Source organism: Haloarcula sp. Atlit-120R (genome assembly GCF_003665885.1).
In the GTDB taxonomy this organism is placed as follows: Archaea; Halobacteriota; Halobacteria; order Halobacteriales; family Haloarculaceae; genus Haloarcula; species Haloarcula taiwanensis.
Genome location: NZ_QPLN01000001.1, coordinates 1,268,316 through 1,295,043, shown reverse-complemented (window position 1 = coordinate 1,295,043; position 26,728 = coordinate 1,268,316). Strand labels below are relative to the sequence as shown.

30 protein-coding genes are annotated in these 26,728 nt (G+C 65.2%); 14 read left to right on the top strand and 16 right to left on the bottom strand.

Going from position 1 to position 26,728, the window contains the following annotated elements:
• Positions 1–115: 115 nt before the first annotated feature.
• A complete protein-coding gene (locus tag DVK01_RS06725; RefSeq protein ID WP_121536049.1) occupies positions 116–745 on the bottom strand; it encodes a histidine phosphatase family protein in 630 nt (209 codons plus the stop codon).
• A gap of 1 nt (position 746) precedes the next feature.
• A complete protein-coding gene (locus DVK01_RS06720; protein WP_121536046.1) occupies positions 747–2,366 on the bottom strand; it encodes a twin-arginine translocase subunit TatC in 1,620 nt (539 codons plus the stop codon).
• A 104-nt stretch (positions 2,367–2,470) separates the two neighbouring features.
• Here DVK01_RS06720 and DVK01_RS06715 point away from each other — a divergent pair, with 104 nt between their 5' ends.
• The 3 genes from DVK01_RS06715 to DVK01_RS06705 all read left to right on the top strand — a co-directional run bounded on the left by DVK01_RS06715 (position 2,471) and on the right by DVK01_RS06705 (position 5,853).
• On the top strand, positions 2,471–4,660 hold the full coding sequence (locus tag DVK01_RS06715) for a twin-arginine translocase subunit TatC (RefSeq protein ID WP_121536043.1): 2,190 nt from the start codon (positions 2,471–2,473) through the stop codon (positions 4,658–4,660).
• Positions 4,661–4,988: 328 nt separating this feature from the next.
• Positions 4,989–5,165: a ribbon-helix-helix domain-containing protein gene (locus tag DVK01_RS06710; RefSeq protein WP_101348929.1), complete on the top strand. Its 177-nt coding sequence runs from the start codon at positions 4,989–4,991 to the stop codon at positions 5,163–5,165.
• Positions 5,155–5,853, top strand: a complete 699-nt coding sequence (locus DVK01_RS06705; RefSeq protein ID WP_101348928.1) for a queuosine precursor transporter — start codon at positions 5,155–5,157, stop codon at positions 5,851–5,853. The genes DVK01_RS06710 and DVK01_RS06705 overlap by 11 nt, the downstream gene beginning before the upstream one ends.
• 17 nt (positions 5,854–5,870) lie before the next feature.
• Here the strand turns inward: DVK01_RS06705 and DVK01_RS06700 are convergent, their stop codons facing one another.
• Entirely contained in the window at positions 5,871–6,662 is a 792-nt protein-coding gene (locus DVK01_RS06700) for a 23S rRNA (uridine(2552)-2'-O)-methyltransferase (protein ID WP_101348927.1), read from the bottom strand.
• Positions 6,663–6,968: 306 nt separating this feature from the next.
• Between DVK01_RS06700 and nirK the strand changes: the two genes are divergently transcribed.
• From nirK to DVK01_RS06680, 4 genes are all read left to right on the top strand, one after another.
• Positions 6,969–8,054, top strand: coding sequence for a copper-containing nitrite reductase (nirK, locus tag DVK01_RS06695; protein ID WP_121536040.1), 1,086 nt, complete (start codon positions 6,969–6,971; stop codon positions 8,052–8,054).
• A gap of 155 nt (positions 8,055–8,209) precedes the next feature.
• Entirely contained in the window at positions 8,210–8,953 is a 744-nt protein-coding gene (locus DVK01_RS06690) for a DNA polymerase sliding clamp (RefSeq protein WP_004516027.1), read from the top strand.
• A gap of 6 nt (positions 8,954–8,959) precedes the next feature.
• Entirely contained in the window at positions 8,960–9,856 is an 897-nt protein-coding gene (locus DVK01_RS06685) for an alpha/beta fold hydrolase (RefSeq protein WP_101348925.1), read from the top strand.
• 36 nt (positions 9,857–9,892) lie between these two features.
• Positions 9,893–10,504: a hypothetical protein gene (locus DVK01_RS06680; protein WP_101348924.1), complete on the top strand. Its 612-nt coding sequence runs from the start codon at positions 9,893–9,895 to the stop codon at positions 10,502–10,504.
• Between the two features lie 13 nt (positions 10,505–10,517).
• Here DVK01_RS06680 and DVK01_RS06675 read toward each other — a convergent pair whose 3' ends face one another.
• Positions 10,518–11,444: a DUF4382 domain-containing protein gene (locus tag DVK01_RS06675; RefSeq protein WP_198560207.1), complete on the bottom strand. Its 927-nt coding sequence runs from the start codon at positions 11,442–11,444 to the stop codon at positions 10,518–10,520.
• A gap of 194 nt (positions 11,445–11,638) precedes the next feature.
• Here DVK01_RS06675 and hjc point away from each other — a divergent pair, with 194 nt between their 5' ends.
• Positions 11,639–12,157, top strand: a complete 519-nt coding sequence (hjc, locus tag DVK01_RS06670; RefSeq protein WP_101348923.1) for a Holliday junction resolvase Hjc — start codon at positions 11,639–11,641, stop codon at positions 12,155–12,157.
• 18 nt (positions 12,158–12,175) lie between these two features.
• Here the strand turns inward: hjc and DVK01_RS06665 are convergent, their stop codons facing one another.
• The gene (locus DVK01_RS06665) at positions 12,176–12,823 is read right to left on the bottom strand and encodes an SWIM zinc finger family protein (RefSeq protein WP_101348922.1); all 648 of its coding nucleotides are present in this window, start codon (positions 12,821–12,823) and stop codon (positions 12,176–12,178) included.
• Positions 12,824–12,952: 129 nt separating this feature from the next.
• Between DVK01_RS06665 and DVK01_RS06660 the strand changes: the two genes are divergently transcribed.
• Entirely contained in the window at positions 12,953–13,162 is a 210-nt protein-coding gene (locus tag DVK01_RS06660) for a hypothetical protein (RefSeq protein ID WP_101348921.1), read from the top strand.
• Here the strand turns inward: DVK01_RS06660 and priL are convergent.
• Complete coding sequence (priL, locus tag DVK01_RS06655) at positions 13,159–14,235, bottom strand: DNA primase regulatory subunit PriL (RefSeq protein ID WP_101348920.1); 1,077 nt, start codon at positions 14,233–14,235, stop codon at positions 13,159–13,161. The genes DVK01_RS06660 and priL overlap by 4 nt on opposite strands.
• Positions 14,236–14,526: 291 nt before the next feature.
• Between priL and DVK01_RS22130 the strand changes: the two genes are divergently transcribed.
• Entirely contained in the window at positions 14,527–14,679 is a 153-nt protein-coding gene (locus DVK01_RS22130; protein WP_198560206.1) for a hypothetical protein, read from the top strand.
• 160 nt (positions 14,680–14,839) lie between these two features.
• On the opposite strand, the gene DVK01_RS06650 is transcribed toward DVK01_RS22130, so the two are convergent.
• From DVK01_RS06650 to DVK01_RS06635, 4 genes are all read right to left on the bottom strand, one after another.
• Positions 14,840–15,295, bottom strand: coding sequence for a DapH/DapD/GlmU-related protein (locus DVK01_RS06650; RefSeq protein WP_101348919.1), 456 nt, complete (start codon positions 15,293–15,295; stop codon positions 14,840–14,842).
• Positions 15,296–15,657: 362 nt separating this feature from the next.
• Positions 15,658–16,935: an adenosylhomocysteinase gene (locus tag DVK01_RS06645; protein ID WP_121536037.1), complete on the bottom strand. Its 1,278-nt coding sequence runs from the start codon at positions 16,933–16,935 to the stop codon at positions 15,658–15,660.
• Between the two features lie 44 nt (positions 16,936–16,979).
• Complete coding sequence (locus DVK01_RS06640; RefSeq protein WP_121536034.1) at positions 16,980–18,050, bottom strand: hypothetical protein; 1,071 nt, start codon at positions 18,048–18,050, stop codon at positions 16,980–16,982.
• A gap of 150 nt (positions 18,051–18,200) precedes the next feature.
• A complete protein-coding gene (locus tag DVK01_RS06635) occupies positions 18,201–19,499 on the bottom strand; it encodes an amidohydrolase (protein ID WP_121536031.1) in 1,299 nt (432 codons plus the stop codon).
• A 213-nt stretch (positions 19,500–19,712) separates the two neighbouring features.
• On the opposite strand from DVK01_RS06635, the gene DVK01_RS06630 reads away from it, so the two are divergent.
• Both DVK01_RS06630 and hisG read left to right on the top strand, forming a co-directional pair.
• Positions 19,713–20,855 carry an MFS transporter gene (locus DVK01_RS06630; RefSeq protein ID WP_101351378.1) on the top strand — a complete coding sequence of 381 codons (1,143 nt, stop codon included), beginning with the start codon at positions 19,713–19,715 and terminating at the stop codon, positions 20,853–20,855.
• Positions 20,856–20,924: 69 nt separating this feature from the next.
• The gene (gene hisG / locus DVK01_RS06625) at positions 20,925–21,773 is read left to right on the top strand and encodes an ATP phosphoribosyltransferase (RefSeq protein ID WP_121536028.1); all 849 of its coding nucleotides are present in this window, start codon (positions 20,925–20,927) and stop codon (positions 21,771–21,773) included.
• Between the two features lie 198 nt (positions 21,774–21,971).
• Here hisG and DVK01_RS06620 read toward each other — a convergent pair whose 3' ends face one another.
• A complete protein-coding gene (locus DVK01_RS06620) occupies positions 21,972–22,361 on the bottom strand; it encodes a hypothetical protein (RefSeq protein ID WP_101348914.1) in 390 nt (129 codons plus the stop codon).
• Positions 22,362–22,448: 87 nt separating this feature from the next.
• On the opposite strand from DVK01_RS06620, the gene DVK01_RS06615 reads away from it, so the two are divergent.
• Together DVK01_RS06615 and DVK01_RS06610 are read left to right on the top strand one after the other, a co-directional pair.
• The gene (locus DVK01_RS06615) at positions 22,449–23,480 is read left to right on the top strand and encodes a TIGR01177 family methyltransferase (protein WP_121512104.1); all 1,032 of its coding nucleotides are present in this window, start codon (positions 22,449–22,451) and stop codon (positions 23,478–23,480) included.
• Between the two features lie 89 nt (positions 23,481–23,569).
• Complete coding sequence (locus DVK01_RS06610; protein ID WP_121512028.1) at positions 23,570–23,725, top strand: rubrerythrin-like domain-containing protein; 156 nt, start codon at positions 23,570–23,572, stop codon at positions 23,723–23,725.
• A gap of 22 nt (positions 23,726–23,747) precedes the next feature.
• On the opposite strand, the gene DVK01_RS06605 is transcribed toward DVK01_RS06610, so the two are convergent.
• Genes DVK01_RS06605 through DVK01_RS06585 form a run of 5 tightly spaced genes read right to left on the bottom strand, consistent with a single transcriptional unit; the run spans position 23,748 to position 26,674 of the window.
• Complete coding sequence (locus tag DVK01_RS06605; RefSeq protein WP_101348913.1) at positions 23,748–24,287, bottom strand: GTP-dependent dephospho-CoA kinase family protein; 540 nt, start codon at positions 24,285–24,287, stop codon at positions 23,748–23,750.
• Between the two features lies 1 nt (position 24,288).
• Positions 24,289–24,486 carry a transcription elongation factor subunit Spt4 gene (gene spt4, locus DVK01_RS06600; protein WP_080508795.1) on the bottom strand — a complete coding sequence of 66 codons (198 nt, stop codon included), beginning with the start codon at positions 24,484–24,486 and terminating at the stop codon, positions 24,289–24,291.
• On the bottom strand, positions 24,486–25,064 hold the full coding sequence (locus DVK01_RS06595; RefSeq protein ID WP_004516007.1) for a DNA-directed RNA polymerase: 579 nt from the start codon (positions 25,062–25,064) through the stop codon (positions 24,486–24,488). The genes spt4 and DVK01_RS06595 overlap by 1 nt, the downstream gene beginning before the upstream one ends.
• A gap of 3 nt (positions 25,065–25,067) precedes the next feature.
• Positions 25,068–25,445 carry a DUF188 domain-containing protein gene (locus tag DVK01_RS06590; protein ID WP_101348912.1) on the bottom strand — a complete coding sequence of 126 codons (378 nt, stop codon included), beginning with the start codon at positions 25,443–25,445 and terminating at the stop codon, positions 25,068–25,070.
• On the bottom strand, positions 25,445–26,674 hold the full coding sequence (locus tag DVK01_RS06585) for a translation initiation factor IF-2 subunit gamma (RefSeq protein ID WP_121536025.1): 1,230 nt from the start codon (positions 26,672–26,674) through the stop codon (positions 25,445–25,447). The genes DVK01_RS06590 and DVK01_RS06585 overlap by 1 nt, the downstream gene beginning before the upstream one ends.
• Between the last annotated feature and the right edge of the window lie 54 nt (positions 26,675–26,728).

Sequence of the window (26,728 nt, the reverse complement as noted above, 5' to 3'; positions counted from 1 at the left end):
CAGAGCCACGGCGCGTCGACCATCCGCAGTCGCTGGTACTTGCAGTGGTCACCGGTGGGAGCACAGAATGATACTTCTGGTCGGGATAGCATCGAGAAACGGCGACACCACGCAGTCAGTCAAGCAGCGCCTGCCAGCCGGTCAGTTCCTCGCCGACCAGTTCCGGCTCGTCACCGTCGAGCCGAATCTCGTTGACGGCGCAGTTCAGCTGTGAGTCCTCGGCCAGCGCCGCGTCGGGGTCTCTGTCCGTGAGTTTCGCCAGCAGGACCTTGATGACGCCGCCGTGGGTGACCACGAGCGTCGTCTCGCCCGTGTCGGTGGTCGCAATCGCTCGATCCCACCCCGATTCGACCCGTCCCCGGAAGGTCGGGATGCCCTCGCCGCCCTCTGGGGCTGCATCGAGCGAGATGACGCTTGCGTCCGGGTCGTGGTCGGGGAACTCATCGAGCAGTTCGTCGGCGTACAGGCCCTGCATGATTCCGAAGCCGCGCTCGCGCCAGTCGGTGTCGAACGCGCGGTCGGGCAGGCCGCCGTAGCCGTCGTCGGCCGCGGCGGCCGTCTGGCGGGTGCGCCGGAGGTCCGAGGCGAGGACGCGGTCGACGTCGTAGCGCTCGTCAAGCCACGCCCCAAGGGCCGTGGCCTGTTGCTGTCCACGGTCTGTGAGTCGGCTCGGGGCCCACCCCTGGATGCGCCCGTCGCGGTTCCACGTTGTCTCGCCGTGCCGGGCGACAAGTAGGGTTCCCATCTTATTCACCCCGGTTTCGCCAGCGCGCGACGGCGATAGTCCCCTCGTAGAGGAGGACCAGGCCGGCGGCGGCGGCGATGGCGGCGTTTCGCGGGAGGCTGAACTGGTTCACAAGGCGGAACAGCGTCGGGTCGGGACTGCCGAGGTAGCCGACGACGATGGCGACGGCCCACACCGGCAGGCGGGCAGTCCGGAATCCGCGCCAGAGTTTGACTGAGCCGTAGTAGTTCTTGTTCACGTACGCGAGCGCCTCGAACAGGACGATCATGCCGCCGCCGACCAGCATCGGCGTGGCGTTCCCGAGGCCAACAGCTGCGAGCGTCTCAGTCACTGTGGCTGGGAGTTGCTCGTAGTAGCCTGTCGGGACCGGCGCGGGGCTGAGGACGTAGCCGGCGATACCGAAGACCAGCCACGCGACCGGACGGCGCGTAGCGAGGTCGTCGGCCGTCGGGACCGGCGACGTGCTGCCGGTCCAGCGAAGGAGCAGGAGCGTCCCCTCGAACAGGCCGATCATCGTCACGGCGACCATGAGCGGGGCCATCCCGGTCGGGTCCGGACTGAACAGGAACGCCACGGCGGCGAAGCCACCCCAGAAGTACAGCCGCCGGTCCTGGAGCCACTGGCGCGTCGTCACGCCCATCATCACCGCGAGCATCACGAACAGCGGAATCTGGAAGATGAGCGCGAACAGCCCGAGCATCAGGATGATGAGGTTGAACGTCTCGCTCAGGCCGAAGGCCAGGTCGGCCGCGCGGTCGGAGTAGGTGATGAAGTAGTCGAACATCGCCCGCAGGACCGCGAAGTACGCGAAGCCGACGCCGACGGCCGCGAGCACGAGACTCGTCGGGACCGCCGCGAGGTAGTAGCGCCGCTCGCGGGGGTACAGCCCCGGTCGCATGAACAGGTACGTCTGGTAGACGAACACCGGGAGCGCGACGATAAAGCCGACCAGTGACGACACTTTCAGCCGCGCCAAGATGAGCGCGAGCGGATTGTATACGTTCGGGCAGTCCGCACCCTCGACGACGCTGCCCTCGGCGTTGGTCGCGACCTGTCCGCAGGCCTCAGCCGGCCCGTCGAGGAAGGAGTACCACAGGAAGTTGATGAGTTCGTCGGAGTACGGCAGGGCGATGACGGCGACGACGGCCATCACGCCGACGACGACGAACAACCGCATCGCCATCTCCTCGACGTGGTCGGCCAGCGGCATCTCCTCGTCGTCGGGTGCGCCCTCGTCGACGATATCGTCGTCGGGGTCGTAGCTCGGTGCGGTCCCGCCACCGGTCGTCGGCGCAGCACCACCGGCACCAGCCGGCGAGGGCGTCGACTTGCCCCAGTCGGTCGGAACGTCCGCCGGGACGGCGGCGGCGATATCCGACGCATCCCGGTCGAACAGCCCATCGCTGGATTCGGCTTCGGTCGGCGCGGCGTGCGAGCCAACAGTGTCCTCGTCACCGCCGGCCGGCGCGGGACCCGGGCCTGTCACCTCGGCCGTCTCCCGATCGGCATCGGCCTCGGCCACGGGGTCGGTGGGGATCGGCGACTCGTCGGATTCGTCGTCGGACGGTAGTGGCGGCTCTTCGGACCCGCGCCGCTCGTCGTCTGCGTCACCGTCCTCCATCTGTCCCGGGCTTAGACGGTGGGTGTTGTAAACTTTCTTTTCGAGCAGTGGCTGTCACCGGGATGAATAAATTGATAACGCCCACTGGGCTAGGCACAGAGAAGATGGCGAGTGCTATCGACGAGGACACCGTCCAGACGGTCCAGAGCGGGCGGGCGACGCTCGGTGCGATGCTTCGCTCGGCGCAGGTGCACCTCCAGAAGGTGTTCGTCGTCTTCGTCATCGGGATGATCGGCACGATCATGGGACTGCAGTACGGCGTCTGGGACACGCTGCGCGCCGATCTCCTGTACTCGCAGATGGACCTCACCACGCAGGAAGCCACGAGCATCGTCGCGGTCACGCCGTTCGACGTCATCCTCCTGCAGGTGAAAATCGGAGCCGTCATCGGGATTCTCATGTCGTTGCCGCTGTTGATATACTTCGGCCGCGACGGACTCCGCCAGCGGGGCTGGTGGCCGGCCGAGCACATCCCGACCTGGAAGGGCGCGCTGTTCGTCACGATCAGCTTAGGGCTGTTTTTCGGCGGTGTCGCCTACGCCTACGAGCTGTTCTTCCCGCTGATGTTCAACTTCCTCGCCGGGGACGCGTTCAAGGCCGGCTTCACGCCACAGTACTCCATCGTCAAGTGGTTCCAGTTCGTTTTTCTGCTGGCCATCTCCTTCGGCCTCGCCGCCCAGTTGCCGCTCGTGATGACGGTGCTTTCATACACCGAAATCGTCCCCTACGAGACGTTCCGTGACAAGTGGCGCTACGCGGTGATGGGGATTTTCGCCTTCGGGGCGCTGTTCTCGCCGCCGGACCCCTTCACCCAGATTATGTGGGCCGCGCCGCTGTGTGGCCTCTACGGTATCAGCCTCGCGCTGGCGAAGCTTGCAATGTTGGTCAGACGCTCCGGTGACCTCGTCAGTACCAGTGCCGTCGCCCGAGAGCACTGGAACACGATTCTCGGCGGTGCAGTGCTTGGCGGCGGTGTGGTGTACTACGTCCTAGCGACGCCGGCGTTCCAGTACATCCAGCAGTTCGCTGAAGTGTTCCCGTCCGACCGGCTCACCGGTGACATCCAGCCGCCGGCACTATTCGGCCTCCCGGTCGAGAGTACAGCAGTACTTCTCGCCGTCGGGTTCGGTGTCATCGGTGCTGTCGTCGTCCTGTACTACCACGTCCTGACCGCGCTCTCGGAGAAGGCCGGTCCCGGTCAGGTCGGCGACCCGACGGCCATCGACATCAGCGAACTCAACGCCTCGGCCGTCGAGGTCGCACCGCCCGAAGTGTTTGAGGAGATGAGCGAGGACGAGGCGCTTGCCCACGCCGACCGCGCGCTTGCGGACGACAACAAGGAGAAAGCGCAGGCCGTCCTCGACCGCTGGGACATGGCCCACGAAGACGACCCGGGAAGCGAGACCGGCGATACCGCGGACGGGGCCGCTGAATCGGAGGAAGAAGCGGGCGTGTTCACCTCGACGACCGCTGGCATGGTCGACGCGTTCACCGAGGACGAAACAACCGAAGACGAGATCGGCGGCTACTACTACGACATCCAGTTCATCCTCAGCGCCTTAGCCTCCCGGGCGTTCGTGATTCTGGGCATCTTCGGGGCGGTGCTTGCCGCCGCGTTCCTGTTCCTCTATCAGGGTGGCATCGGGACGATTCAGCGGACGTTCGTTAGCCGGCTCCCGCCGGAGATGGCCGCCGACGTGAGCATCGTCACGCTCCACCCCGTGGAGCACCTCGTGTTCATCGTCAAGTTCTCGACGATACTCGGGGCCGTTGCAGTCATTCCCGTGGTGCTGTACTTCGCGTGGCCGGCGATGCGCGAGCGCGGCCTGGTCATCGGGAACCGCAACATCCTGGGTATCTGGGGCGGGACGCTGTTTGCCGCACTCATCGGCGGAAGCCTGCTCGGGTTCCTCTACGTGGCCCCGATGACCATCTCCTGGATCGCCTACGACCAATTGAACTCGAACATGGTCATCGCCTATCGGGTGAGCAACTTCGGCTGGCTCGTGTTCTTCCTCACCATCGGCATCGGCCTGCTGGCCGAGATTCCAGTGACGATGTTCCTCTTCCACAAGGGCGGTATCATTCCGTTCCGGCTGATGTACGAGCGCTGGCGAGAGGTCGTCATCGCCATCGTCGCCCTCTCGGCGATCCTCTCGCCCAGCGGCATCTTCACGATGTTCATCGTCGGTATTCCAACCGCGCTTGCGTACCTGCTCGGACTCGGCGTCCTCTGGGTGTACACGCTCGGCGGCCGGCGGACGTCGAACCGCCGCAGCGAACCCGCCGACTGAGAGTTGTACTCAGCGACAGGTCACGGGACGTTATTCGACGATATTTGTGCCACCGTCGCGGTCGTCAACTGCGCGTCTGTCGCACTGCGACGCTCGGTCGGCGGTATCGTCTTGTTCAGCACCGTTCTCACTGCTACAGCCCGCATCCCGAGTGCCAGCGGAACACTCCAAGTACGGTACGTCGTTTCAATGTATTCATATTTCAGATATTAAATGGGAAAATGAAAATATATCAGGTAGTTGTCTCGGTATATATTATCTACGGAGGGCGATACGCCCGGTCGGCAAACCACAGTGGCTAAGCATATGCTCGATATATTCTCCAGATATGCCCAAGATAAGCGTCGAAGTCCCGGCCGAGCTGCTGAACGACATCGACAAGCACGTCGGCGAAGACGGGAAGTTCGTCAACCGGAGCGAGGCTATCCGCGCTTCGGTGCGAAAGACGCTTGACATGCTCGACGACATCGATGAACGGCAGGGACGACTCGACGATGACCAGTGAGCGGTCGGAGGCGGTGCGCGTCGGTCTCGTCGCGCTGTTCGTGACGGCGCTGGTCACCTCGCAGGTGACCGCCTCGAAGCTTCTGGCGTTCTCGCTGCCGTTTTCGCTCCCGCTTGCGGGGTCGACGCTCGTCCTGCCGGGGGCCGCGCTGGCGTACGCGCTGACGTTCTTCGCTTCTGACTGCTACGCCGAACTGTACGGCCGGCGGGCCGCGACGGTCGTCGTCAACGTCGGGTTCGCGATGAACTTCGTCCTGCTGGCGCTGGTCTGGAGCACCATCTTCGCGCCCGGCCTCCCGCAGTCGGCACAGCCAGTCGACCTCGCGGCCTTCCGGAACGTCCTCGGGGCCAGCACAGCCATCGTCGTTGCCAGCCTGTCGGCCTACGTCGTGAGCCAGAACTGGGACGTGTTCGTCTTCCACTGGCTTCGGGACCGAACCGACGGCGAGAAGCTCTGGCTCCGCAACATCGGTTCGACGGCCTCCAGCCAGCTTATCGATACGGTCATCTTCGTCGGCGTCGGCTTCGTCCTGTTTCAGGGCGTCCCACCGGCCGAGGCGCTGGCGCTCATCGTCGGCCAGTACCTGTTAAAGCTCGCTATCGCTGTCGTCGACACGCCGTTCGTCTACGCTGTCGTCGGCTTCGCCCGCCGAAACGACGTCGTTACGGCCCCGGCGAGCGCCGACTGAAAACAGCTGCAAGCGGCTTATTCGACCGGTTCAGCGAACGCGTACCGGGGCTTCACGTCGTCGATGCGGACCTCGACTGTTTCGCCCTCTTCGACACCGCTGACGAAGACGGTGAAGTTCTCGACTTTGGCGATACCGTCGCCCTCCTCGCCGATGTCGTCGATGGTGACGTCGATGATATCACCCTCGCGGACCGGCCCGGTCAGGCGGTGTTTCGCCACCAGATACAGCTCCGAGGAGGAGTCCCGCGAGGCGTCGGGACGGACCTCGCGGACGTACTCGAACTCCGGTTCGATGTCGGCGATGAGGTCGTCTAGGTCCTGCCCGTCGAACACTTTCGCACAGAAGTCCCCGCCGGCATCGAGCAGGTCCGTCGCGACCTCGAAGGCCTGCCGGACCAGATGGACCGACCGGGCGTGGTCGAGGTCGTACTGCCCGGTCATGTTCGGAGCCATGTCGGAGATGACCACGTCGACCGGGCCGCCCTCGCCGTCGCTCTCGCCGACTATGTCCCGGATTTCGTCTTTCGTGCTGTCCTCAGTCATGTCGCCGCGGACGTACTCGACGGTCGGTTCGGGGTCCTCCAAATCGTCGATGGTCTGGCGGTCGACACCGACCAGCGTCCCGCGCTCGCCGATGCGCTCGGCCGCGACCTGCATCCAGCCGCCCGGGGCGGCCCCGAGGTCGACGACGGTCCGTCCCTCGCCGAGCAGGCCGGCCGTGTCGTCCAGTTGCTGGAGCTTGTAGGCTGACCGCGCGCGATACCCCTCCTGCTTCGCTCTGTTGTAGTAGTCGTCTTTGCCCGACATGGTTACCACACATCGCGTGCGTCTCGACCGCCGAAAGATGGCGAAATCGCAGTCATAGTACCACGGAAGCGGTCAGCGCTCAAATGGATGCCGACTCGGAGTTTTCGGTCACCACTGCACGACGGCCGCTATCAGTTGCTCGGAAGCGGACCGGGATGTCGGCAGTTTCCGGGACTACATTACCACCAACCCGAACACGTTCAGTGCCGTTCTTACCGCATAAGAACGCGTCTCAACGGCTGAGATTCGCCGGCCCCATATATACAGGTCACGCGCCGAGTCCCATCTGTAGGAAGTGACCCCCCGATGTCAACTATTCCGACGGCGACGCGGAGGCGGGTGTTAGAAGCCCTGGGCGTCGGCACGGCCGCCCTTGCGGGCTGTGCCAGCGCACCGGGTGCAAAAGAACAATCGACCGAAGCGGAGACGACCCCACAGGAGCCAGCTATGAACGCCGCACAGCAGACCGACGTCGACCGTATTGCCGCGGACCCGACCGACATCCCGGACCCCATCGACCGCTCACAGCCGAAGACGGTGTCGGTGGAGATGACCACCAAAGAGCAGGTCGCGGAAATCGAGTCGGGCGTCACCTACACGTACATGACCTTCGACGGGCAGATTCCCGGCCCGATGGTCCGGGTCCGTCGGGGCGACACCGTCGAACTCACCATCACGAACGAGGAGGGCAACTCGATGCCCCACAACATCGACCTCCACGCCGTCCGCGGCCCCGGGGGCGGTGCTGAGGCGTCGATGGTCACGCCCGGCCAGACCGAGACGTTCCGGTTCAAGGCGACCTACCCCGGCGCGTTCATCTACCACTGTGCGGTCCCGAACCTCGATATGCACATCTCCTCGGGGATGTTCGGGATGATCCTCGTCGAGCCGAAAGACGGGCTCCCCGAAGTAGACCACGAGTTCTACTTCGGCCAGCACGAGCTGTACACCACCGGCGAGGCCGGCGAGAAGGGCCACCACGACTTCGACATGGACGCGATGGCGGCCGAGGACCCGACCTACGTCCTGATGAACGGCGAGAAGTACGCTATCACGCCGGACCGGTACGGCGCGCCGAGCATCTCGGTCGGCGACACCGCTCGCGTGTACTTCGTGGCCGGCGGGCCGAACCTCGACTCCAGTTTCCACCCCATCGGGTCCGTCTGGGACGAGGTCTGGCAGCAGGGATCTATCGCCGGGCCGCCGAACAAGTTCGTCCAGACCACGCCGGTCAAGCCCGGGTCCTGTGCCATCGCGACGCTCCACGCCGAGGTGCCCGGCCCGATCAAACTGGTCGACCACGCGCTCTCCCGGGTCGCCCGCAAGGGCATGATGGCCGTCATCAACCGCGAGGGTTCGGCAAACCCTGACGTGTTCGAACCGGAAGCCTGAGCGCTTCGCCGGAGTAGCGCTGCGAACTGCCGCGTCGCGTTCTAATCACCCTGCTGACAGTATCGCTCGCGAACGCCGTTCCACTCGCGGTCGCTCGCGCGCACGCGGTTTCAATGAGGGACTTTTTAATGGATGGGGGCATAGTCCGGTTCAAGATGTTCAACGCCATCGTGAGCGCAGACACGCTCCAGGCGACTCTCGACTCTGTGAGCGTGCTGGTGGACGAGTGCAAGATCCACCTCGAAGAAGACGGGCTGGAAATCCGGGCAGTCGACCCGGCAAACGTTGGAATGGTCGACCTGCGGCTCGACGCGGCGGCGTTCGAGTCCTACGAGACTGACGGTGGGCTCATCGGCGTCAATCTCTCCCGCCTCGAAGACATCGCTGGCATGGCCGACGCCGGCCAGCTCGTCCACCTCGATCTGGACGAGGAGACGCGGAAACTCCACATCTCTATCGACGGTCTCGAATACACCCTCGCGCTGATCGACCCCGACTCCATCCGGCAGGAGCCCGACCTCCCGGATCTGGACCTCTCGGCGAATATCGTCATCGAGGGCAAAGACATCGACCGGTCGGTCACCGCCGCGGACATGGTCAGCGACCACATCGCGCTGGGCGTCGACGCGACCGAGGAACTGTTCTACGTCGACGCCGAGGGCGACACCGACGATGTCCACCTCGAACTCACTCGCGACGACCTCATCGACCTCACCCCTGGTGACGCCCACTCGCTGTTCTCGCTGGATTACCTGAAGAACATGAACAAGGCCATCCCGAAAGACGCCGAGGTCGAGATGGAACTCGGCGAGGAGTTCCCGGTCAAGATGCACTTCAGCTTCGCCGAGGGGCAGGGCAGGGTCACGTACATGCTCGCGCCGCGCATCCAGAGCGAATAAGGACAAATGCCGTCCACGCCGCCAATTCCAGCCACTGACTGGCTGCCCGACGACGCCGAGACGGAGACGCTCTCGCTCCCAGACGGCCGGCGGCTGGCCTACGCCACCTACGGCGACACCGACGGCTATCCGGTCCTCTTCTGTCACGGTACCCCCGGGTCACACGTCGCCGCACGGCTGCTTGCCGCACCGGCCCGCGAACGCGGCGTCCACCTCATCGCCCCGGACCGGCCGGGTATCGGGAATTCCGAAGACGCGTCTGTCACGCTCGAAGATTGGCCAGACGACGCCGCACACCTCCTGTCCCACCTCGATGTCGACGCGGCTGGTGCCGTCGGCTTCTCCGGCGGCGGCCCGTTCGCGCTGGCCTGCCATCGATTACCCGAGATAGAGCGACTCGCACTGCTGGGCAGCAGCGGCCCGCCGTCAGTCGGCACAACAGGGCGCGTCCAGCAGTTTGTCGGGGCACTGTCCCGGCACGCTCCGTGGGCGCTCGGGCGGCTGTTCCGGCTGCAGCGATGGTTCGCCCTTCGCCGGGGCCCGTCCTACGCTGTCGGGTTCGTTGCCGAGGAGACACCGGAGACGGACGCCCTGGCAGCCGACGAGGTGGCACGAATCGTCCGTGCGGATATGCTCACGTCGATGGCACGCGGTCCGAGCGGAATCATCCGCGAGCAGCGACTGCTTTCACAGCCATGGCCGTTTGCCCTCGAAGAGATTTCGGTCCCGGTGAGCGTGTTCCAGGGGCAAAACGACGCCAACGTTGCCCCGTCGACGGGGAAAGCTCTCGCACAGCGGCTTCCGGACGCCTCGTTTGAATCGGTCGACGGCGACCATCTCGGGACGTTGACAACTGCTGGCGACGACGCGCTGGCCACCGTACAGCGTCGCACGCGCGTCTGACGTACCGTTTTGTAGGTCTGGTGCTAACGGGCCGGTATGGAGAACCTCGGGGACGCGTACAGCAACCGGCGTTGGGAGGGGCGTGACCCTCGCCGTGTCGTTGCCGGTGCGGCCCTGGGGGGTGTCGGCGCGCTGACGGTGGTCGTCGCAATACTGCTGGTAACGACGCCGCTGTCGGCAGTTGTTGGCGCAACTGAGCCCCACGCTGCCGAGAAACTCGGTGGGACACTGGGCGGCCTTGGTATTCCCGCAATGTTCCTGAGTGTCGTTGCCGTACTTCCCTCAAGCCGCCGGGAACAGAGCGGCGTCGCCGTCGGCGCGGTCCTCTGTCTGGTCGGCATCGGGCTGTTCCAGATGGCTTACCCGTACAACTGGACGGTCGGCGAGCAGACGCTGGCGTTCGAAACGACCATGGCGTATTTCATCGGGGCGTGCGTGGCGTTCTGGTTCGTCTTCACCGCGATGGCGAGCTTCCGGCGGCGGAACAATCCACAGGGTACGGTGAAACTTGAGATTTCTCACAAAGGCGAAACCAAGACTGTTGAGGTGTCCCCACAGGAGTACAAGCGCTACACGCAGGCGGTTCGCGGCGACGGCGGTACGACCGACGAGGTCATTCAGGAACTGGAGTCGCGAATCGAAGACTAAGCGTAAGTGAGCGTTACTCGGCGGTCGTCGTTTCGTTGCCGCCCCGGTCCGAGTCCGTCATCGAGTCGCGCTCTGTTTCCTCGTCATCGGCGGTATCGTCGCTGTTCTCCTTCTCATCGTCAGCCGCGTCTTCTACACTGTTGCTATCGACCTCCTCGATCTCAACGTCCTTGCCAGCGACTCCGCTTTCCGAGATAACCGGCAAGAGATTGTAGCCGCCGGTACCCTTCTTGACGACGTTGATGTCGAAGACGAACTCGACCGATTCACCGGCGACGACTTCGAACGGCTTGGTGAGCTGGAGCTTCTCGCTCGGGATCTTCACGTCGACAGACTCACCGTCGACGACCCCGTCGACGGATTCGGCGTACAGTTCGATCTTGCTGTAGCGGCCCGCTTCGAGTTCACCGTCGAGAACGCCGATGGCCTTGTCCCCGACGACCTCGGTGAGGTCAACAGTTGCGCCGTCGAGGTCGCGAACCTCGAAGCCACCCTCGTCCTCATCGGCTTCCTCGTCCATGTCCTCGCCATCTTCGGCCTCGTCCTCGGCGTCGTCGTCCGCCGTGTCCATCTCGGTCGACTCGGCCGTCTCCGTCTCAGTTGCCTCGGCCGTCGCCGCTTCCGTCGCTTCAGTCTTGGTCGCGTCTGCGCGTTCGTCCGTCTCCTCGCTGTCTTTGGCCCGGAAGATGCGAGCCTTGGAGAATGACACATCGAGCGAGTCGAAATCGCCGATAGCTGCGGGCTGGTCGCTGATCAGCAACCGGAACGTCCCGACGGTTCCGCCGTCGTCCGTCATCGCGTCCTCGTCGGTGGAGCCGCCGGCACTGGTTCCGTCACCGCTGGTCCCGTCAGACCCCCCGGAGTCGCTCGACCCGGAACAGCCGGCGAGGAGACCGACCCCGACGCCCGCGCCCGTGGCGATGAACCGTCGTCGTCTCATCGGCCACATCCCATCTGCGCTGTCGTCGCTGTCGATTCTATCGCTGCTGTTACGTAGGTACTCATTCCATGACGTGGGATGGGACTGGTGCGTATATGCCCCGCGATAGGTCAAACCATGTACGCATCTTTGAACGGAATGAACGGTCTGTCCGTATCTGAACGGTTTTACCCCCGTCGCTCCACGTCCCGATAATGGCAAACTCGAACGCGAAGGGCGACCGCCGCGAGCGCGAACTGGTCAACGCACTCGACGAGGCGGGCTTTGCGGTGATGCGCGCGCCGGCGAGCGGCAGCGCGACCGAGCGGGAGCTGCCGGACGTGCTCTCGGGCGACGGCGAGACGTTCTACGCTATCGAGGCGAAATCCAGCGCCGGCGACCCCATCTATCTCACCGGTGAGGAGGTCGAGGCGCTGCTGTTTTTCGCCCGGAACTTCGGCGCGAAACCCCGCATCGGCGTCCGATTCGACCGCGAGGACTGGTACTTCTTTCACCCGGCAGACCTCCACACGACCGACGGCGGCAACTACCGCGTTAAAAAGGAGAAAGCCCTCTCCGACGGGACTGACTTCGATGAGTTCGTGGGCAACTCAGAGAAGGTCACGCTAGACGAGGTGGGCGACAACGGCCCCGACCAGAGCGTGCTGGACGTGCTGTCGGCCTTCGAACGCGGCGACCTCGACAAGGAGGACGCCGCGGCAATGCTGGAGTAGCGGTTCGCAGGCGTTCGGTTACTGGCTCCCGCCGCCGACGAGTTCGGCGTCCTCGACGCGGCGGAGCTGTGACAGGGGAAAGGCGTATTCTCGCGGTTCGGACGCGCTGACGGCGTCTGAAAGATATGCAGCCAGCACCACGAGGTCATCGGGCGGGTAGCCGTTGTTGGTGTCGTAGTCGGCGACTGTCTCGTCGGTCGCCTCGATGGTCCAGTCGTCGGCCGCCGTGTCGGTGACAGCCGTAACGACGAGCCTGTCGCCCGTCTCGCGGTCCCGCACGATGTCGCCGGTTTCTAGCCGACAGCTGCCACAGAGGTGGGGTGGCCCCGCGTCCGCGGCGACGAACGTGACGGTCCCACAGGCGTCACAGACCGCCCGTTGCTTGCCGGGCGGTGCGACCCGTCGTGCGGTGATTTCGATAGCGACGCGCCGGAGGTGTTTGCAGCGCTCGCCGCGGATACGGTTGTCGGGGCAGGAGCAGGACCGACGTGCGATGTCGACGAGGTACGTGCTGTCGCTCTCCGTCGTCACGGCGTACGTGCTGCCCGCCCGTGGTCGGACAGCCATGCGCTCGGTCCACGCGCGGGCGGCCCGGTCCGGGAGGGATCGGAGGTCCGGTGCAAGTGCGGTACTCTGCCGGTCGGCTGCTGATTCGATGAGCGTCATAGGTGCGGACGCGGCTGTATTTTCCAATGCGTCCAGTTGAAACGTAGGTGCTACACGCTGGTAAATCGCTCGGCCAGCGGGCTCCGGCGCTTCGATACCCTTTTTGCCGGCCCTGTGAAACCGCAGAGCATGGATATCGAGCGGGAGACGCTCCTGCAAATCGTCATCTCGGCGGTCGCCGTCGTGCTGTTCGTCGGCGCAACTGTTACCGTCTCACAGATGTATCTCAGTGGGTCAACCGTAGAGGCAACGGGCGGCTACGCGCTCATCGGCGCAATCGGGCTGTTCGTCGTGTTTATGACCGCTGCCGGCCTCTGGCTCGAACGCCAGCAGTTCTAGGCGTCGGCCTCTTCGTCGCCCTCGTCTTCGCGCCAGTCGACCAGTTCCTCCTCGTCGGTGTCGTCTAACTTCTGCTCGTAGTAGCCCATAGGGTGGGAAATCGCCTCACAGAGGTCGTCCATGTTGACACAGTCGCCGTAGGACTGCATGGTCGAACACGCCGGCGTCGAGTACTCCGTCGGGCTGGTCTCCCCGCGAATGTGGTCGACCTGATAACGGGTGGCTTCCTCACCGAAGCCAGGGTTGACCTGGAACAGGTCGACGATCTCGTCCGTCGTCATCCCGATGCCGACGAGGAAGGTCGCGATGGCAAACCGGGAGTGGTGTTCGAGATGCTCGCCCTTCTGGACCCGGTCGAGAAGCGATTTCATGCAGGGCGGAAACAGCTCCGGGACGACGGTGTCGATCTCGCGGGTGAGTTCCAGTTCCGAGAGGACTTCCTCTAACCGGTCGACCTCCGCTGTCAGTTCGTCGGCGATGGCGTCGGGGACGTTGAACGGCAGGCCCTCAGTGACGCGGTGACGGATCGCCTGTTTCAGCAGGACGTGCAGTTCCTCGGCGGTGATCCTAACCTGGCCGTCTGCCAGTGGCCGATTGACCAGCCGCCAGGAATCGCCCCGCTGGTCGGCTGCCAGGTCGAGATACGCGCCGACCTCGACGCGGTAGCCGTCGCCGGCGTCCCGGACAGCGCTCGCGAGGTCGAACTCCGCAAGCAGTTCCGTGCGGTCCAGCGTCTCGCGCTGGGTCGATTTCAGCTCTGTGGTCGTTTCGAACTCCTCGGTGAACCGGTCGTACGCTGCCTCGGCTTCCGCCTGCGCGTACTTCCGGGTACAGATGTGGACGTCGACGAGCGAGACGAGCACGCGGGCGACCGGGTACGAAAGCAGTTCGACGCGAGTCCGCCGGTGTGGCTCTCCGACGGTCCCGTCAGTGATTGCCGACTCGACCCGCTCCAGCGCGCGCGCCGTGACCGTCTCGTCCGTGGCGACAATCTCGCCTAGGTCCACCGCCGCGGCTTCGACGGCCTCCCGCGACCGCGCCAGAAAGGGGTAGCGTGCGTGGAGCGGTTCCATTGCCACCACCTTTCGGATGGGAGCGAATAAAATTGCCGTCACCGAGATAGATAGTGTCAGGTTCCCAAAAGGTAGTCCGGCAGCGAAGGCGGCTAGACTGTGGGGCTATACACATAGACCCGGACCGGCGACAAGTGAATACAGCTAGTAGACAAGCAAATACCTGCAATCCCCTACTGACAGGGTGTGGTAAGGACGCGGGTCGGCGACGACACTTGGTCCGGTCGAGGAACCGGACCAGTGCAGTCACTTGCGACGCGGTAGCTGCCAAACGACACACTGAACACACCGATGACGCACGAACACGACGCCAATTCACAAGAGGGTATCAGAGCGACGTTCGAAGAGTACGACGTCGGCGCGGACACGGTCGCCCACATCGGCGACCCCGAGAACCCGTCTGCGTGGATTCAGTCGACGGTCTTCGTTGACGTAACTGAGTAGCGCCAGTCCGCAGTCGGTCGGCGACATCAACGTGTCAAGCGGTTTTGCGTCTGTATAGGACGAATATCCCCACGACCCTGAGATATTATATCACTTCTCAAATATTATTTGCGCCACGGGAGCGAGCGTCTGCTTCTTGGACGGCTGCTAGCTTAGCGATTCAGAGGGAGCGGCGGACCGTTTCCGTGGCGCTCCGGACCACAGTCTCGGACGGAACGTCTTCAGCTACAGTGGTCCCGGCTCCTACGACGGCGTTTTCGCCGACCGTGACGCCGGGGAGGACCACCGCGCCAGCGCCGACGAAAGCCCCGTTCTCGATGACTATCCCGTCGAACGTGTCGTTCTGGAACTCCATGCCTGTGTCGGTGAGGTCGTGGGTTACACCGACGATAGAGGCGTTGGGTCCGATCTGGACGGACTCGCCGACTGTGGCGTTCTCGACGTAGGCGTTTGCGTTGATATCGGTCGGTCCGTGGATAGTCGCCTTCTTGATCGAAGTCCCCTCGTAAATCTGGACGCCGTCGTCTATGTCGGCGTCGTGGATCGTCACGTATTCTCGAATCTCGACCGTGCCCAGCGTCGCATTCTCAATCTGCGCGGTCTCGTGGACAGCCATATGCAGCCATCAGCCCCGACCGTAATCATCGTGGTGTCGAACGGTGGGTGTTTGCATCCCGACTCAGGGAGGCCGGCCGTCCGGGTATCGCGTGTCACACCCACCAGTCAGAAAACCCTACCACCCTCGATCTCTCGGTCGGCTGTTCGGTCCTCGCGTCCGGGGCGAGAACGGATCTCCTCTACAGCTCGTTCCGCTCGCCGTTCCGGTCGGAGGTTCTTCGCTGCGCTCAGACCGCTCTACGTCCCTCGCGGGTCGTCCCTCCCCGCTCTGGTATCCGAGGCCTCCCTCCGGTCGGCTTCACTATGTCTCGCGGCTTCGCCGCTCGGCTGGTAAGTGGTCTTCGCTGCGCTCAGACCACTCTACGTCCCGTGCTGCCAGGAATCCATATACTCGGCCTGTGCGTCGGTTAGCGAGTCGAAGTCGACGCCTTCGGCGTCCAGTTTGATTTCGGCGACCTCTTTGTCGAGTTCGTCCGGGACGGCGTGGACGCCGGCGTCGTAGTCGTCGCCGTTCTCGACCAGTTCGCGGACGCAGACGGCCTGCACGCCGAAGCTCTGGTCCATGACTTCGACCGGGTGACCCAGCGCGATGGGGGTCGCGAGGTTGACCAGGCGGCCCTCGGCTAGCACGTTCAGGCGGCGGCCGTCGGCCATCTCGTAGGTCTGGACGCCGTCGCGAGCCTCGTAGGTGTCGACGGCGAGGTCGGACAGCGCGTCGAGGTCAACCTCGACGTCGAAGTGACCGGCGTTGGCGAGCAGGACGCCGTCCTGCATCGCTTCGAAGTGCTCCTCGACGATGACGTCGCGGTTGCCGGTGGTCGTGATGAACACGTCCCCCTCGGCGGCGGCCTCGGCCATCGGCTTCACTTCGTAGCCCTCCATGTGCGCTTCGAGCGCGCGGCGAGGTTCGACTTCGGTGACAATCACGTCGGCGTTCTGGCCGCTGGCTTTCTTCGCGACACCTTTGCCGCAGTCACCGTACCCGGAGACGACGACGGTCTTGCCGGCCCACGAGAGGTTCGTCGTCATCGCAATCGAGGCCAGCGCGGACTCGCCGGTGCCGTGGACGTTGTCGAACAGACGCTTCATCGGCGTGTCGTTGACCGCGAACACCGGGTAGTCGAGTTCGCCGTCCTCGTCCATCGCGCGCAGCCGGTGGACGCCGGTAGTCGTCTCCTCCGCGCCGCCGATGATTGTGTCGATGAGTTCGGGGTAGTCCTCGTGGATGGCCGCGACGAGGTCCATGCCGTCGTCGACAGTGATGGTCGGCTCGTGGTCGATGACGGCCTCGATAGCCGCGTAGTACTCCTCGTCGTCGACGCCGCGCTCGGCGTAAGAGGTGATGCCGTCGACGGCGTCGAGTGCGGCGCTCACGTCGTCGTGTGTCGAAAGCGGGTTACAGCCGGTGATAGCGACCTCCGCGCCGCCGACCGCGAGGATCTCCGCAAGGACAGCGGTCTTGGCTTCCACGTGCATCGCCATGCCGATGCGTTCACCGGCGAAGGGCTGGTCAGCCTCGAACTGCTCGCGGAGCGCGCCGCAGATGGGCATATGCTGGATGGCCCAGTCCATCTTTCGGCGGCCGGAATCGCGTGCCTCGTCGAGGTCGTCAAGTCGCTCGGAAATAGGCGTCGTCATGGCACGATAGAGGAAGAGAACTCCTAAAACGCTACCGAAGCCGCTCAGTTGCCGCGGTCAGCGGGCGGACCGGCGTCGTCCGGTCGGCCGCGGTCGCCGCCGTCGTCATCGTCGCTGTCGTCGCTATCGTCGCCGTCATCGCCGTCGTCCCCTGACTCCTTGGAGTCGCTGTCCTCGTCGTCTTCAGCGCTCTCTTCGTCGTCAGACTCGTCCTCCGATTCCTCGTCTTCAGTTTCGCTCTCTACGTCTTCGCCGTCGTCCTCGTCTTCGGTCTCGTTCTCTTCGTCTTCCTCCTCGGATTCCTCGTCGTCGTTACCGCGGTCCTCGGGCGGCCCAGCGTCTTCCGGGGGACGACGGCGGTCGTCGTCCGTCTCGGTCTGGTCTTCAGTTTCGTTCTCATCCTCAGCGCTGTCCGGACCGCGGTCCTCGGGCGGGCCGGCGTTCTCGGGCGGACCGCGTTGGTCCTCCGTCTCGTTCTCGTCTCCGGTCTCATTCTCGTCGTCACCGAAGATATCGGCCGGCGGACCCTGCCGGTCGCTGGGGTGAGTCTCGTTGTCGGCAGACTCGTTCTCACCGGTGACGTGTGCGGGCGGGCCGGCGTGGTCCGGCGCGTTGCCGGGGTTGTTCGCCGTCACGAAACTGGCGACTGCCGGGCCGATGCCGCCGGTCCGGTTCTCGTCACTCAGCAGGTCGTTGACGTAGGCCGATACCCGGAGGCCGAAGGTGTCGAACTCCGTGACGTTCGCGGCCGCGACGGTCAGGTCCGCCGTCGTCGTCGCGGTGTGGTTGTCCGCCGTCGCCGTCACCTCGACCGTGACGTTCTGCTCGGGTGCTGACAGCCCGACCGTGCCGTCGTCGTCGGTCGTGTAGTTGCCCGTTCCGGCGTAGGAGGCGTTGTCAACCGTCTCGACAGCTACCGAGGCGTTCTCGACGCCCGTCTCGTTCGCCGTGACCGATACCGTCGCCGTGCCGTCGTCGGCCTGTGTGACGCCGACCGCGAGCGTGTTGCCCGCGGCGGTGTTGCCGGCCGAGTCCGCCCCGGCGGCCAGTCCCGGCCCGGCGGCCAGCACGACCAGTCCGACAGCGGCGTACAGTGCGAAGAGTTTGGTGCGCATCGTGCCCGATAGGTTCGCCGAGAGGGCGATAAACACCCCCTCCCGTTCAACTCGTTCACCCCGTTCGCGGCCGCGGCGAGACCGTCCAAAAATCGTCGATATCGTTTATGCGCTGTTCTCGTCGTTTAGTTACCACTTCACTTCGATTGGCTAAGAGTCGGCCCGTTCAACCAGCGCGGCGGCGTGTTCGCTCGCCCGCTCCCGCACCGCCGCCTCGTCGAACACCTCGACAGTGCGGTCCCGCATGAGCACCTCGCCGTCACAGACCGTGTGTCGCACATCGCTCCCGTTGACGGCGTAGGCCAGGTGCGAGACGAGGTCGTGGGCCGGGGTCAGGTGCGGCGCGGCAAGGTCGATGACGGCCAAATCAGCGTTCGCACCGGCCTCGATGCGCCCGCTGTCGAAGCCCAGCAGGGCCGCGCCGTTCGCCGTCGCCATCTCGACGACCGTGCCCGCGTCGACGGCGCTGGCATCGTCGGCCGCCAGTTTGCCGAGCATCGCCGCGTCGCGCATCTCGTCGAACATGTCGAGGTCGTTGTTCGAGGCCGCGCCGTCGGTCCCGATGCCGACGGTGACGCCGGCGTCGAGCAGGTCCTGAACGGGGGCCATCCCGCTTGCGAGTTTCATGTTCGAGGCCGGGCAGTGGGCGACGCCGGTGCCCGTCTCGGCCAGCAGGTCGATTTCGCTGTCGTCGACGTGGACGCCGTGTGCCACGTACGTGTCGCCGTCGAGCAGGCCGATGTCGTCGGCGTAGGCGAGCGGACGCTGGCCGTGTTCGTCGACGATGGGGGTCACCTCGTCGCGCGTCTCGTTGGCGTGCAGGTGAATCGAGAGGTCGTCGTCGAGGGCCCGCGGGACGAACTCCCGGAGGTATTCCTCGCCAACGGTCGTGAGCGAGTGCGGCTGGAACGTCGTCCGAACCCGGCCGTCGGCCGCGCCGTCGAGGTTTCGAGCCACGTCGAGGCTCTCTTCGAGGTCAGCCCGCGCGCCCTCGGCGTCCTTGCCGACCGTGACCGCCGTGAACCCGAGCACCGCCCGCATCCCGGCCTGGTCGACGGCCTCAGCGATTTCCTCGACCGCGAAGTACATGTCCGAGAGGCTGGTCGTCCCCGAACGAATCATCTCGACCAGCCCGAGTTCCGCGCCGGCACGGATGTCCTCGGGCGTCAGTTCCGCCTCGACCGGCCAGACATCCTCCTGGAGCCACGTGTCGAGGGGCTTGTCGTCCGCGAGGCCGCGCAGTAACGTCATAGCGACGTGTGTATGAGCGTTGACCAGCCCGGGAATGACGAGGCCGTCGCTGGCGTCGAGTTCGTCATCACCGTCCAGTGTTCCCGGTTCGTCGACCGCCACGATGTCGCCGCTGTCCTGTGAAACCAGTACGTCCGCACGCTCAACGGTCATGTCTGTCCGGAGGACCTGCCCGCCGGTGACGAGGAGTTCACTCATGCCGATGGCTTCGCAACCGCGGGTCTTAGTTCGCCGGGTCGACAGCGCCGCCGTGTGTCGTATTACCACGCCTTTCTGCGAGGTAGCGGTGACAGCAGTGCCTGTTCCGCAGAGGTCTTTCGGCTCCGGCGCGTTCAAGCGGGCAAGAGAATGGCGGCGGCAGAGCAACTCCGGCAGCGGGTCAGCGCGATTCGGCACGGGAGCCCAGTCCGAATGCTGCTTGCCGTCGCCGCCGGCTGGTTCCTCGTCCTCGGGATGCGGTTTGTCGTGCCCGCGGTTCTGCCGACGATACGAGAGGAGTTCGTCATCTCGAACGCGCAGGCGGGGCTCGCGGTCACGGTGCTCTGGCTCACGTACGCGGCGGTTCAGTTTCCCGCTGGGGTGCTGATCGACCGAATCGGGGAGCGGACGCTGCTGGTGGCCGCGGCGTTGCTGTCCGGCGTCGGGCTGCTGGGCTACTTTTTCGCGCCGGTGTTCTCGCTGTTCCTCATCGCGACGGGCGCGTTCGGGTTCGGGACGGGACTGTACGGCCCCACCCGGGGGACCGCCCTCTCGCGGACGTTCGACGCCCGCGAGGGGACCGCCTTCGGTATCGTGATGGCCGCCGGCTCCCTCGGAGCGGCCGCACTGCCCGCCGTCGCCGCGTTCGTCACCACACGGTACGGGTGGCGGCTAGCGCTTGCCAGCGCCGCCCCCCTGTTCATGCTTGTCGCCGGCGCGCTCTGGCTCTCGGTGTCGGACCGTCCGACCGGCGAGTCCGAACGGAGCCTCCGGCGGGACCTCCGAACGGTTCTCACCGGCTTTCGCAACCGCCGGCTCGTGCTGTCGGTTTCAGGCAAGACACTGATGCTGTTCGCCTTTCAGGCTGTGACAGCGTTTCTCACCACGTACCTAGTCACGGTCCGGGGTATCTCACAGGGGACCGCCGGGGCGCTCCTTTCGGTGCTGTTCGTCGGTGGCGCGCTCTCACAGACAGCCACTGGCCGGCTCGCCGACCGATACGGAACGCCCAGTGTCCTGACCGCTGTCGCACTCGTCAGTACCGTTCCACTCGTGCTCATTCCGTCCGTCCGCGGCGTCGTGCCGCTGGCCGTCGTCTCCGGCCTCATCGGGGTTCGGATGAGCGTCGGCCCGCTGGCAAACGCCTACATCGTCGACACGCTGCCTGACGCTGCCGAAGGGACCGGCTGGGGGCTGCTCCGGACCGGTTTCTTCGCGATCAGTTCACTGGGCTCGACGGCTGTCGGCCTGCTCGCCGACCAGAACCTGTTTGCCGTCGCGTTCTACGGTCTCGCTGGCCTGACGCTGCTGGCTGCGGGGACCTTCGTTGCCCTCCCACGCCGGGACCGCCTGTAGCGGCTCCGCCCACAGGCCCCGGCCAGCCTGAGGGGAAAGACAGTTGCCCCACGGCCTGCCAGTAGGCGTATGCGAATCGCCGTCCCCAACAAGGGCCGCCTGCACGAACCAAGCGAGGAACTGCTCGAACGGGCCGGCCTCCATCTGGTCGACGGGGCCGACCGCCAACTGCACGCCGACACCGTTGACCCGGACGTGACCGTCCTGTACGCCCGCGCCGCCGACATCCCCGAATACGTCGCGGACGGCGCTGCCGACGTGGGTATCACCGGTCTCGACCAGGTCCGAGAGTCCGACGCCGACGACCTCGTCGAACTCCGGGACCTCGATTTCGGCCGCTGTCGCCTCGTCCTCGCCGCACCAGAGGACAGCCACGTCGAGACAGTCTACGACTTCGAGGGGGGCCGTATCGCCACGGAGTTTCCGACCATCACCCGCCGATACTTCGACCGCGTCGACGTGGACGTGGACGTGACTGAGGTGTCCGGTGCGACGGAGCTGACCCCCCATGTCGACATCGCCGACGGTATCGTCGACATCACTTCGACCGGGACGACGCTCCGGATGAACCGGCTGGCCGTCGTCGACGAGGTGCTCGAAAGCTCCGTGCGCCTGTTCGCCCGCGAGGACACCGCCGACGATGAGAAAGTAAAGCAAGTCGACACCGCGCTCGGCTCGGTCCTCGCCGCCGAAGACAAACGCTATCTGATGATGAACGCCCCCGAAGACGCCCTCGATGACGTGAAAGACGTGCTTCCGGGGATGGGCGGCCCCACCGTGATGGACATCGCCGGCTCCGACCAGCTCGCCGTCCACGCCGTCGTCGAGGAACGCGCCGTCTTCGAGACGATTAGCTCACTCAAGGACGTGGGCGCGAGCGACATCCTCGTGACGGAGATAGAGCGGCTGGTGGAATAGTACCTTTTTACTGCGGAGGGAATCCTCGGCCGCCTTGCGGCCTGCGGGCACCCCCGCCGCAAAAACCTACGTTAAAAAGGCTCCGAGTCGCGGCCTGTGGCCGCGCTCAGAGTAAAACCGCGCCTCCGGCGCGGTATGCAAGCCACGCTCTGCGCCCACATTCGACAGTCGAGCCCACCTCATTCCCAGCTCAGAAGCTCAGAAGAACCTGAAGATGTTGTTCAGCGCGAACCCGAGCACCGCCGCAAACGCCAGGTGGAGCGCCACAAGCGGCGCGGTCGAGCGGGTCGACAGCCGGTAGGAGAGGCTGATGGCAATGCCGTCGGCGACGAGAGTGAGAAACAGAACGACTGCGACGCCGAGGTCGGCCGAGACGACGCCGGACTCGACGCCCCAGCGCTGAAGGATGAGCGAAACGAGTGCCGGCGCGAGGGCGGCCTTGGCGGCGAGTTGGCTCGGCACGTCGCCGATAAAGAACGTCGCAGCCAGATGGAGGGTGACGGCGTAAAAGAGCCAGGTGACGAGGACGGTCACGAGGACCGCGAGGATACCACCGCCGGTGAGGCTGGAGAACCCGGACTGGAGCATACTCCGGGTTCGGCGGCTGGTCGTTTGTGCGTTTTGTTCCCGGCCGCGACCGGCACGCTCATAGCCGCTCGCCCACACCGCTCGGGCGTGTACGTCCTCGAACTCGGCGGGCAGGACGACGCGTTCGCGCGGCGGGAAGCCGCAAGCGCCGCGAGCGCCGTCGACGTGCTCGCCCCCGGACTGGCGACAGCGCGCGGTATCAGCGACCGCGTTCGCCACCTCGCGTTTGCCCACCGAGCCTGTGCCCTGCTCGGTACCTCGGACCCGAACATCGAAAGCGCCGCCACGTTGCTGTCGGCCGCGACAATCGACCGCGAGGGGAGCGTCGCCGTGCGTGCCGTCGACGTGCGAGCAAGCACCGGCGTCGATACCCAACAGGCCGAGCGGACGCTGGGCGGCGTCCTAACCGATCGCGGCTTCGCCGTCGACCTCGACAACCCTGACCACGTTCTCTATGCCTACTTCTCGGACCCCGCCGGCGACGAGGAGGGCGGGACCGGCAAGCGCTGCTGTGCACTGGGCTGGCTCGCCGCCGAGAGCGTCCGCGACTTCGGGGACCGCCAGCCAACAGACCGTCCGTTCTTCCAGCCCGGCAGCATGGACCCGCTCGAAGCCCGCGCACTGGTCAACATCGCCGGGGCTGGCCCGGACGCCACGATACTGGACCCGATGTGTGGCACCGGCGGTCTCCTGCTGGAGGCGGGGCTGGTCGGGGCCGACGTGGTCGGTGGTGACGCACAAAAAAAGATGGTCTCGGGGACACACGAGAACCTCACATACGCACTCGACGGGAGCGGCCACCCCGACAGAGACGCCTATCCTGAGCCGGGCGAGTGGGAGGTGTTCCGGTCCGACGCGTCCGCGCTGCCGGTGGCCGACGACGCCGTCGACGCCGCCGTCTTCGACGCTCCCTATGGCCGCCAGTCCCGTATCGAAGGGGAACTGGCACCCCTCGTGGCCGGTGCACTCGGCGAAGCCAATCGCGTCGCAAGACGGTGCGTACTGGTCGCCGACCGCGACTGGCGCGATGCGGGGACCAGTGCGGGCTGGACCGTCACCGACTACTTCCGGCGTCGCGTCCATCGCTCGCTTGTCAGACACGTCCACGTGCTTGAGTGAACATACGTCCACTTTCTTTGGACAATCGTCGTAAGTTATTCCGGTATGAGCAAGGTTTATGCCATGACAAATGCTAATTAGTACCAAGTATGCCAACGTGGTCAGACCCCGCCCCATGCGACGACGATGAACAGCTGTTCGAATGTCCAGACTGCGGAAAGCGGCTCTGTAGCGACCGCTCGACAGTCTCCTGTGACCGGTGTGAGACGGAAATGCAGAATCTCAGCGTTCCACGGCCGGAATAAAACCGGTCTGCGTTTTTTGCGGCTAGCTCGACACGAGTGCAATCGCTCGCTCGGCGTCACCGTCCATCCGCTCCAGTAGCGACCGAACCCGGTCCCGGGCCGCGTCGTCGCAGTCGGCCAGCACCATCCCCTCGTCGGGCTGGCCGTACACCACACTGGCTCCTGCGGGCGCAGCGAGCACCGCAGGGAGCGTGGCGAGGTCCTCCTCGCCGTCGACATCCAGAAGTGTCGTTCCATCGCTGTCGATACCGTCCCTGAGTGCAGTAAGCAGTTCAGCGGTGAGCGTCGCGGCCGGGTTCGCCACGGCGAGTTCCCGGTCGAAGCCGCCGATGGCCGCCGTCACGTCCGCGTCGACGGCCGAGCGCTTGGTCCGTTCGTCGATCAGCGCGAGGTCCGGCACGCGGCCGGCCTCGACGAGGTGGTAGGTGACCATGTCGCCGACGGCGATAATCGGGTCGCCGGCGTCGCCCAGCAGCGCCGCTGTGTCGGTGTAGATGCGTCCGAGCGGCTCTTTCAGTTCCGTTCGCAGGCCGCTCGGGAGTTCGAGAACGACGTCGGACACGTTAGCGGACTTTCAGCGCGTACTTGCCCGGCTCGGTCACTTCCATCTCGGCGGCGATGTCGGAGCGCTCCGGGTGCGCGATGACGACGTAGCCGGCCCAGTCCTCGGTCAGTGCGGTGCCGCCACAGGCCTCACACTGGCTTTCGATCTCCGCACTCTGGACACGGTGACAGTCGCGACAGACGAGGCGGTCCGCCATCAGCTATCACCGGCTTCCGCCGTGCCTTCGCGGCGCTCGCGCTCCTCCTGAAGCCAGCCGTGCTTGCCCAGGCCGACCTGTTTCGCCGTCAGGCCGATCTTGGAGTCGCGGGGATTGCGCTCGTCGATGCTCTTGGTGACGATACGCGCCCGGACGGCGTCGCCGACGGTGAGCGTGCGGTTGGACTCGCGAGAGGCGAGTTGCTGGTTCTCCTCGTCGTATGCCAGATACTCGTCGGATATCTGGGAGACGTGCAGCAGGCCGTCGACCGGCCCGATGCCGATGAAGGCCCCGAAGTTGACGACTTCGACGACCTCCCCGTCGACCACTTCCTGCATCTGCGGGTCGAACGTGAGCGCGTCGAACTCGGCCTCGTAGTAGACGCCGGGCTTGTTCGGCAACACGGCACCGGTACCGATGTCGTGGACCTCGATGACCGAGACGACGCTGCCGACGTCCTCGTCCATCCGACCTTCGAGCTTCTCTTGCAGGAGCCGTTTGACCAGCCCCGGACTGACCTCCGCCAGAAAGCGTGGCGGGACTTCGACCGTATCGCGTAGGCGTACCCGTTTATACATGTGTTATGGTTGAGTGATACCCAGTTTGTTCCGGCCCCTTAAACTAATTACTGGAACGCCCGCGTCCAGCAGGCGTCGTTTGAGGGGGGCGTCGTTCGTGACCGCGTGTGTCGCATCGTCTGTCTGTGCCAGTTCGAGGACGGCGTCGTCCGCGTAGTCCGCCGTCGTCTCCCGAACCGTGCACCGATCCAGCAGGTCCTGTCCGACCGAAGCGGCGGTCGCTTCCGCGCCAGCCCCGTCGGCCAGTTTCGCTAGCTCGTCGCGGACGGCGGCGGGCGCGACGTAGTCCGTCGCGTCTGGCAGCACTCTGTCGAGTTCCTCGAACAGTCGCACGTTGCATTCGACCGGCATCATCAGCGCGTTCGTGTCCAGCACAATCATCACCGCAGCGTGCCGACACCGATGAGCCGCCACCGAGCACCGACGCGGCGGTTGATAGCGATCTTCGAGCCCGAGGCCGCACAGACCGGGCGCTTGAGCGCGACTTCACATTCGTCGTCGCGCGCGCTCGTGACTGAACCGACAGTCGTGGCGGTGCCGATAGTCAGCATGAGCGGTTCGCCGGTCGATATCTCGTCGACCTCGCCGCCATCGTCACCGACGATGCGTTCCAGCAAGTCTACGTCCATCGTGAACGTCTCGTGGACCGGCGGGAGGCTTCCGGGCGGCCCGGCGACCTGCCCGGCGAGCGCGTCGCCTTTCGTGATTGCGGGGTCGAGACCGGTCCCGACGCCCAGCAGGCCGCCCGGCGTGACCGTGTCCACGAAGTCACCGCCCGACTGGAGCGACCGGACCGTCGTCGTGACGGGCTGCCACTCCGTCTGGCCGCCTTCCTCGGCCTCGCGACCGGGACGGAGTTCAATCTCGTCATCGACGTCCAGTTGCCCGCTCACGAGCGAGCCGCCCAGCACGCCGCCCATCAGGTCCTCCCAGGTCGTTCCGGGTCGGTTGATGTCGAACGAGCGTGCGACCATCATGCGGGCGTCCTCGTCTGGGTCCCGTTCCGGCGTCGGAATCTCAGACTGGATGGCCTCGATGAGCAGGTCGATGTTGGCCTCCTGACCCGCGCTGATGGGGACAATCGGTGCGCCTTCAGCGACGGTGCCTTCGACGAACTCCTGAATCTGCTCGTAGTTCTGCATCGCCCGCTCCTCGTCGACGAGGTCGACCTTGTTCTGGGCGATGACGATGTTGTCGATGCCGATGATATCGAGCGCGCTCAGGTGTTCCTCGGTCTGGGCCTGCGGGACAGGCTCCGTCGCCGAGATGACGAGGACGGCCCCGTCCATGATGGCCGCACCGGACAGCATGGTAGCCATGAGCGTCTCGTGGCCGGGCGCATCCACGAACGACACCGTCCGGAGGTGGTCGGTGTCGACGTCGTGGTCGTCGCAGTGTTCGTCGACAGTAAAGGCCTCCGGCTCCTCGGCCTCCGGGCAGCGACGGAAGGTCGCGTCGGCGTAGCCGAGTCGGATAGAGATTCCGCGCTTCATCTCCTCGGAGTGCTGGTCGGTCCATTCGCCGGACAGCGCCTGTACGAGCGTCGTCTTTCCGTGGTCGACGTGCCCGACGAGTCCGATGTTCACCTCCGGTTGTTTGTTTGATGTCATTTCGAGAGTAATCTTGGTGGAGTTTCGCCGCGTGCAACTGATAAACCTACTGTT

Excerpts from the sequence above, each read along its gene's own strand:
- spt4 (WP_080508795.1), bottom strand. The coding sequence starts at position 24,486 with ATGGCGGACCGCCTCGTCTGTCGCGACTGTCACCGTGTCCAGAGTGCG.
- DVK01_RS22130 (WP_198560206.1), top strand. The coding sequence starts at position 14,527 with ATGACGCACGAACACGACGCCAATTCACAAGAGGGTATCAGAGCGACG.
- hjc (WP_101348923.1), top strand. The coding sequence starts at position 11,639 with ATGGCAAACTCGAACGCGAAGGGCGACCGCCGCGAGCGCGAACTGGTC.
- DVK01_RS06675 (WP_198560207.1), bottom strand. The coding sequence starts at position 11,444 with ATGAGACGACGACGGTTCATCGCCACGGGCGCGGGCGTCGGGGTCGGT.
- DVK01_RS06700 (WP_101348927.1), bottom strand. The coding sequence starts at position 6,662 with ATGTCGGGCAAAGACGACTACTACAACAGAGCGAAGCAGGAGGGGTAT.
- DVK01_RS06640 (WP_121536034.1), bottom strand. The coding sequence starts at position 18,050 with ATGCGCACCAAACTCTTCGCACTGTACGCCGCTGTCGGACTGGTCGTG.
- DVK01_RS06585 (WP_121536025.1), bottom strand. The coding sequence starts at position 26,674 with ATGACATCAAACAAACAACCGGAGGTGAACATCGGACTCGTCGGGCAC.
- DVK01_RS06710 (WP_101348929.1), top strand. The coding sequence starts at position 4,989 with ATGCCCAAGATAAGCGTCGAAGTCCCGGCCGAGCTGCTGAACGACATC.
- DVK01_RS06620 (WP_101348914.1), bottom strand. The coding sequence starts at position 22,361 with ATGCTCCAGTCCGGGTTCTCCAGCCTCACCGGCGGTGGTATCCTCGCG.
- DVK01_RS06645 (WP_121536037.1), bottom strand. The coding sequence starts at position 16,935 with ATGACGACGCCTATTTCCGAGCGACTTGACGACCTCGACGAGGCACGC.
- DVK01_RS06685 (WP_101348925.1), top strand. The coding sequence starts at position 8,960 with ATGCCGTCCACGCCGCCAATTCCAGCCACTGACTGGCTGCCCGACGAC.
- DVK01_RS06725 (WP_121536049.1), bottom strand. The coding sequence starts at position 745 with ATGGGAACCCTACTTGTCGCCCGGCACGGCGAGACAACGTGGAACCGC.
- DVK01_RS06635 (WP_121536031.1), bottom strand. The coding sequence starts at position 19,499 with ATGAGTGAACTCCTCGTCACCGGCGGGCAGGTCCTCCGGACAGACATG.
- DVK01_RS06680 (WP_101348924.1), top strand. The coding sequence starts at position 9,893 with ATGGAGAACCTCGGGGACGCGTACAGCAACCGGCGTTGGGAGGGGCGT.
- nirK (WP_121536040.1), top strand. The coding sequence starts at position 6,969 with ATGTCAACTATTCCGACGGCGACGCGGAGGCGGGTGTTAGAAGCCCTG.
- DVK01_RS06630 (WP_101351378.1), top strand. The coding sequence starts at position 19,713 with ATGCTGCTTGCCGTCGCCGCCGGCTGGTTCCTCGTCCTCGGGATGCGG.
- DVK01_RS06705 (WP_101348928.1), top strand. The coding sequence starts at position 5,155 with ATGACCAGTGAGCGGTCGGAGGCGGTGCGCGTCGGTCTCGTCGCGCTG.
- DVK01_RS06690 (WP_004516027.1), top strand. The coding sequence starts at position 8,210 with ATGTTCAACGCCATCGTGAGCGCAGACACGCTCCAGGCGACTCTCGAC.
- DVK01_RS06715 (WP_121536043.1), top strand. The coding sequence starts at position 2,471 with ATGGCGAGTGCTATCGACGAGGACACCGTCCAGACGGTCCAGAGCGGG.
- DVK01_RS06650 (WP_101348919.1), bottom strand. The coding sequence starts at position 15,295 with ATGGCTGTCCACGAGACCGCGCAGATTGAGAATGCGACGCTGGGCACG.
- DVK01_RS06610 (WP_121512028.1), top strand. The coding sequence starts at position 23,570 with ATGCCAACGTGGTCAGACCCCGCCCCATGCGACGACGATGAACAGCTG.
- priL (WP_101348920.1), bottom strand. The coding sequence starts at position 14,235 with ATGGAACCGCTCCACGCACGCTACCCCTTTCTGGCGCGGTCGCGGGAG.
- DVK01_RS06665 (WP_101348922.1), bottom strand. The coding sequence starts at position 12,823 with ATGACGCTCATCGAATCAGCAGCCGACCGGCAGAGTACCGCACTTGCA.
- DVK01_RS06595 (WP_004516007.1), bottom strand. The coding sequence starts at position 25,064 with ATGTATAAACGGGTACGCCTACGCGATACGGTCGAAGTCCCGCCACGC.
- hisG (WP_121536028.1), top strand. The coding sequence starts at position 20,925 with ATGCGAATCGCCGTCCCCAACAAGGGCCGCCTGCACGAACCAAGCGAG.
- DVK01_RS06720 (WP_121536046.1), bottom strand. The coding sequence starts at position 2,366 with ATGGAGGACGGTGACGCAGACGACGAGCGGCGCGGGTCCGAAGAGCCG.
- DVK01_RS06590 (WP_101348912.1), bottom strand. The coding sequence starts at position 25,445 with ATGATTGTGCTGGACACGAACGCGCTGATGATGCCGGTCGAATGCAAC.
- DVK01_RS06660 (WP_101348921.1), top strand. The coding sequence starts at position 12,953 with ATGGATATCGAGCGGGAGACGCTCCTGCAAATCGTCATCTCGGCGGTC.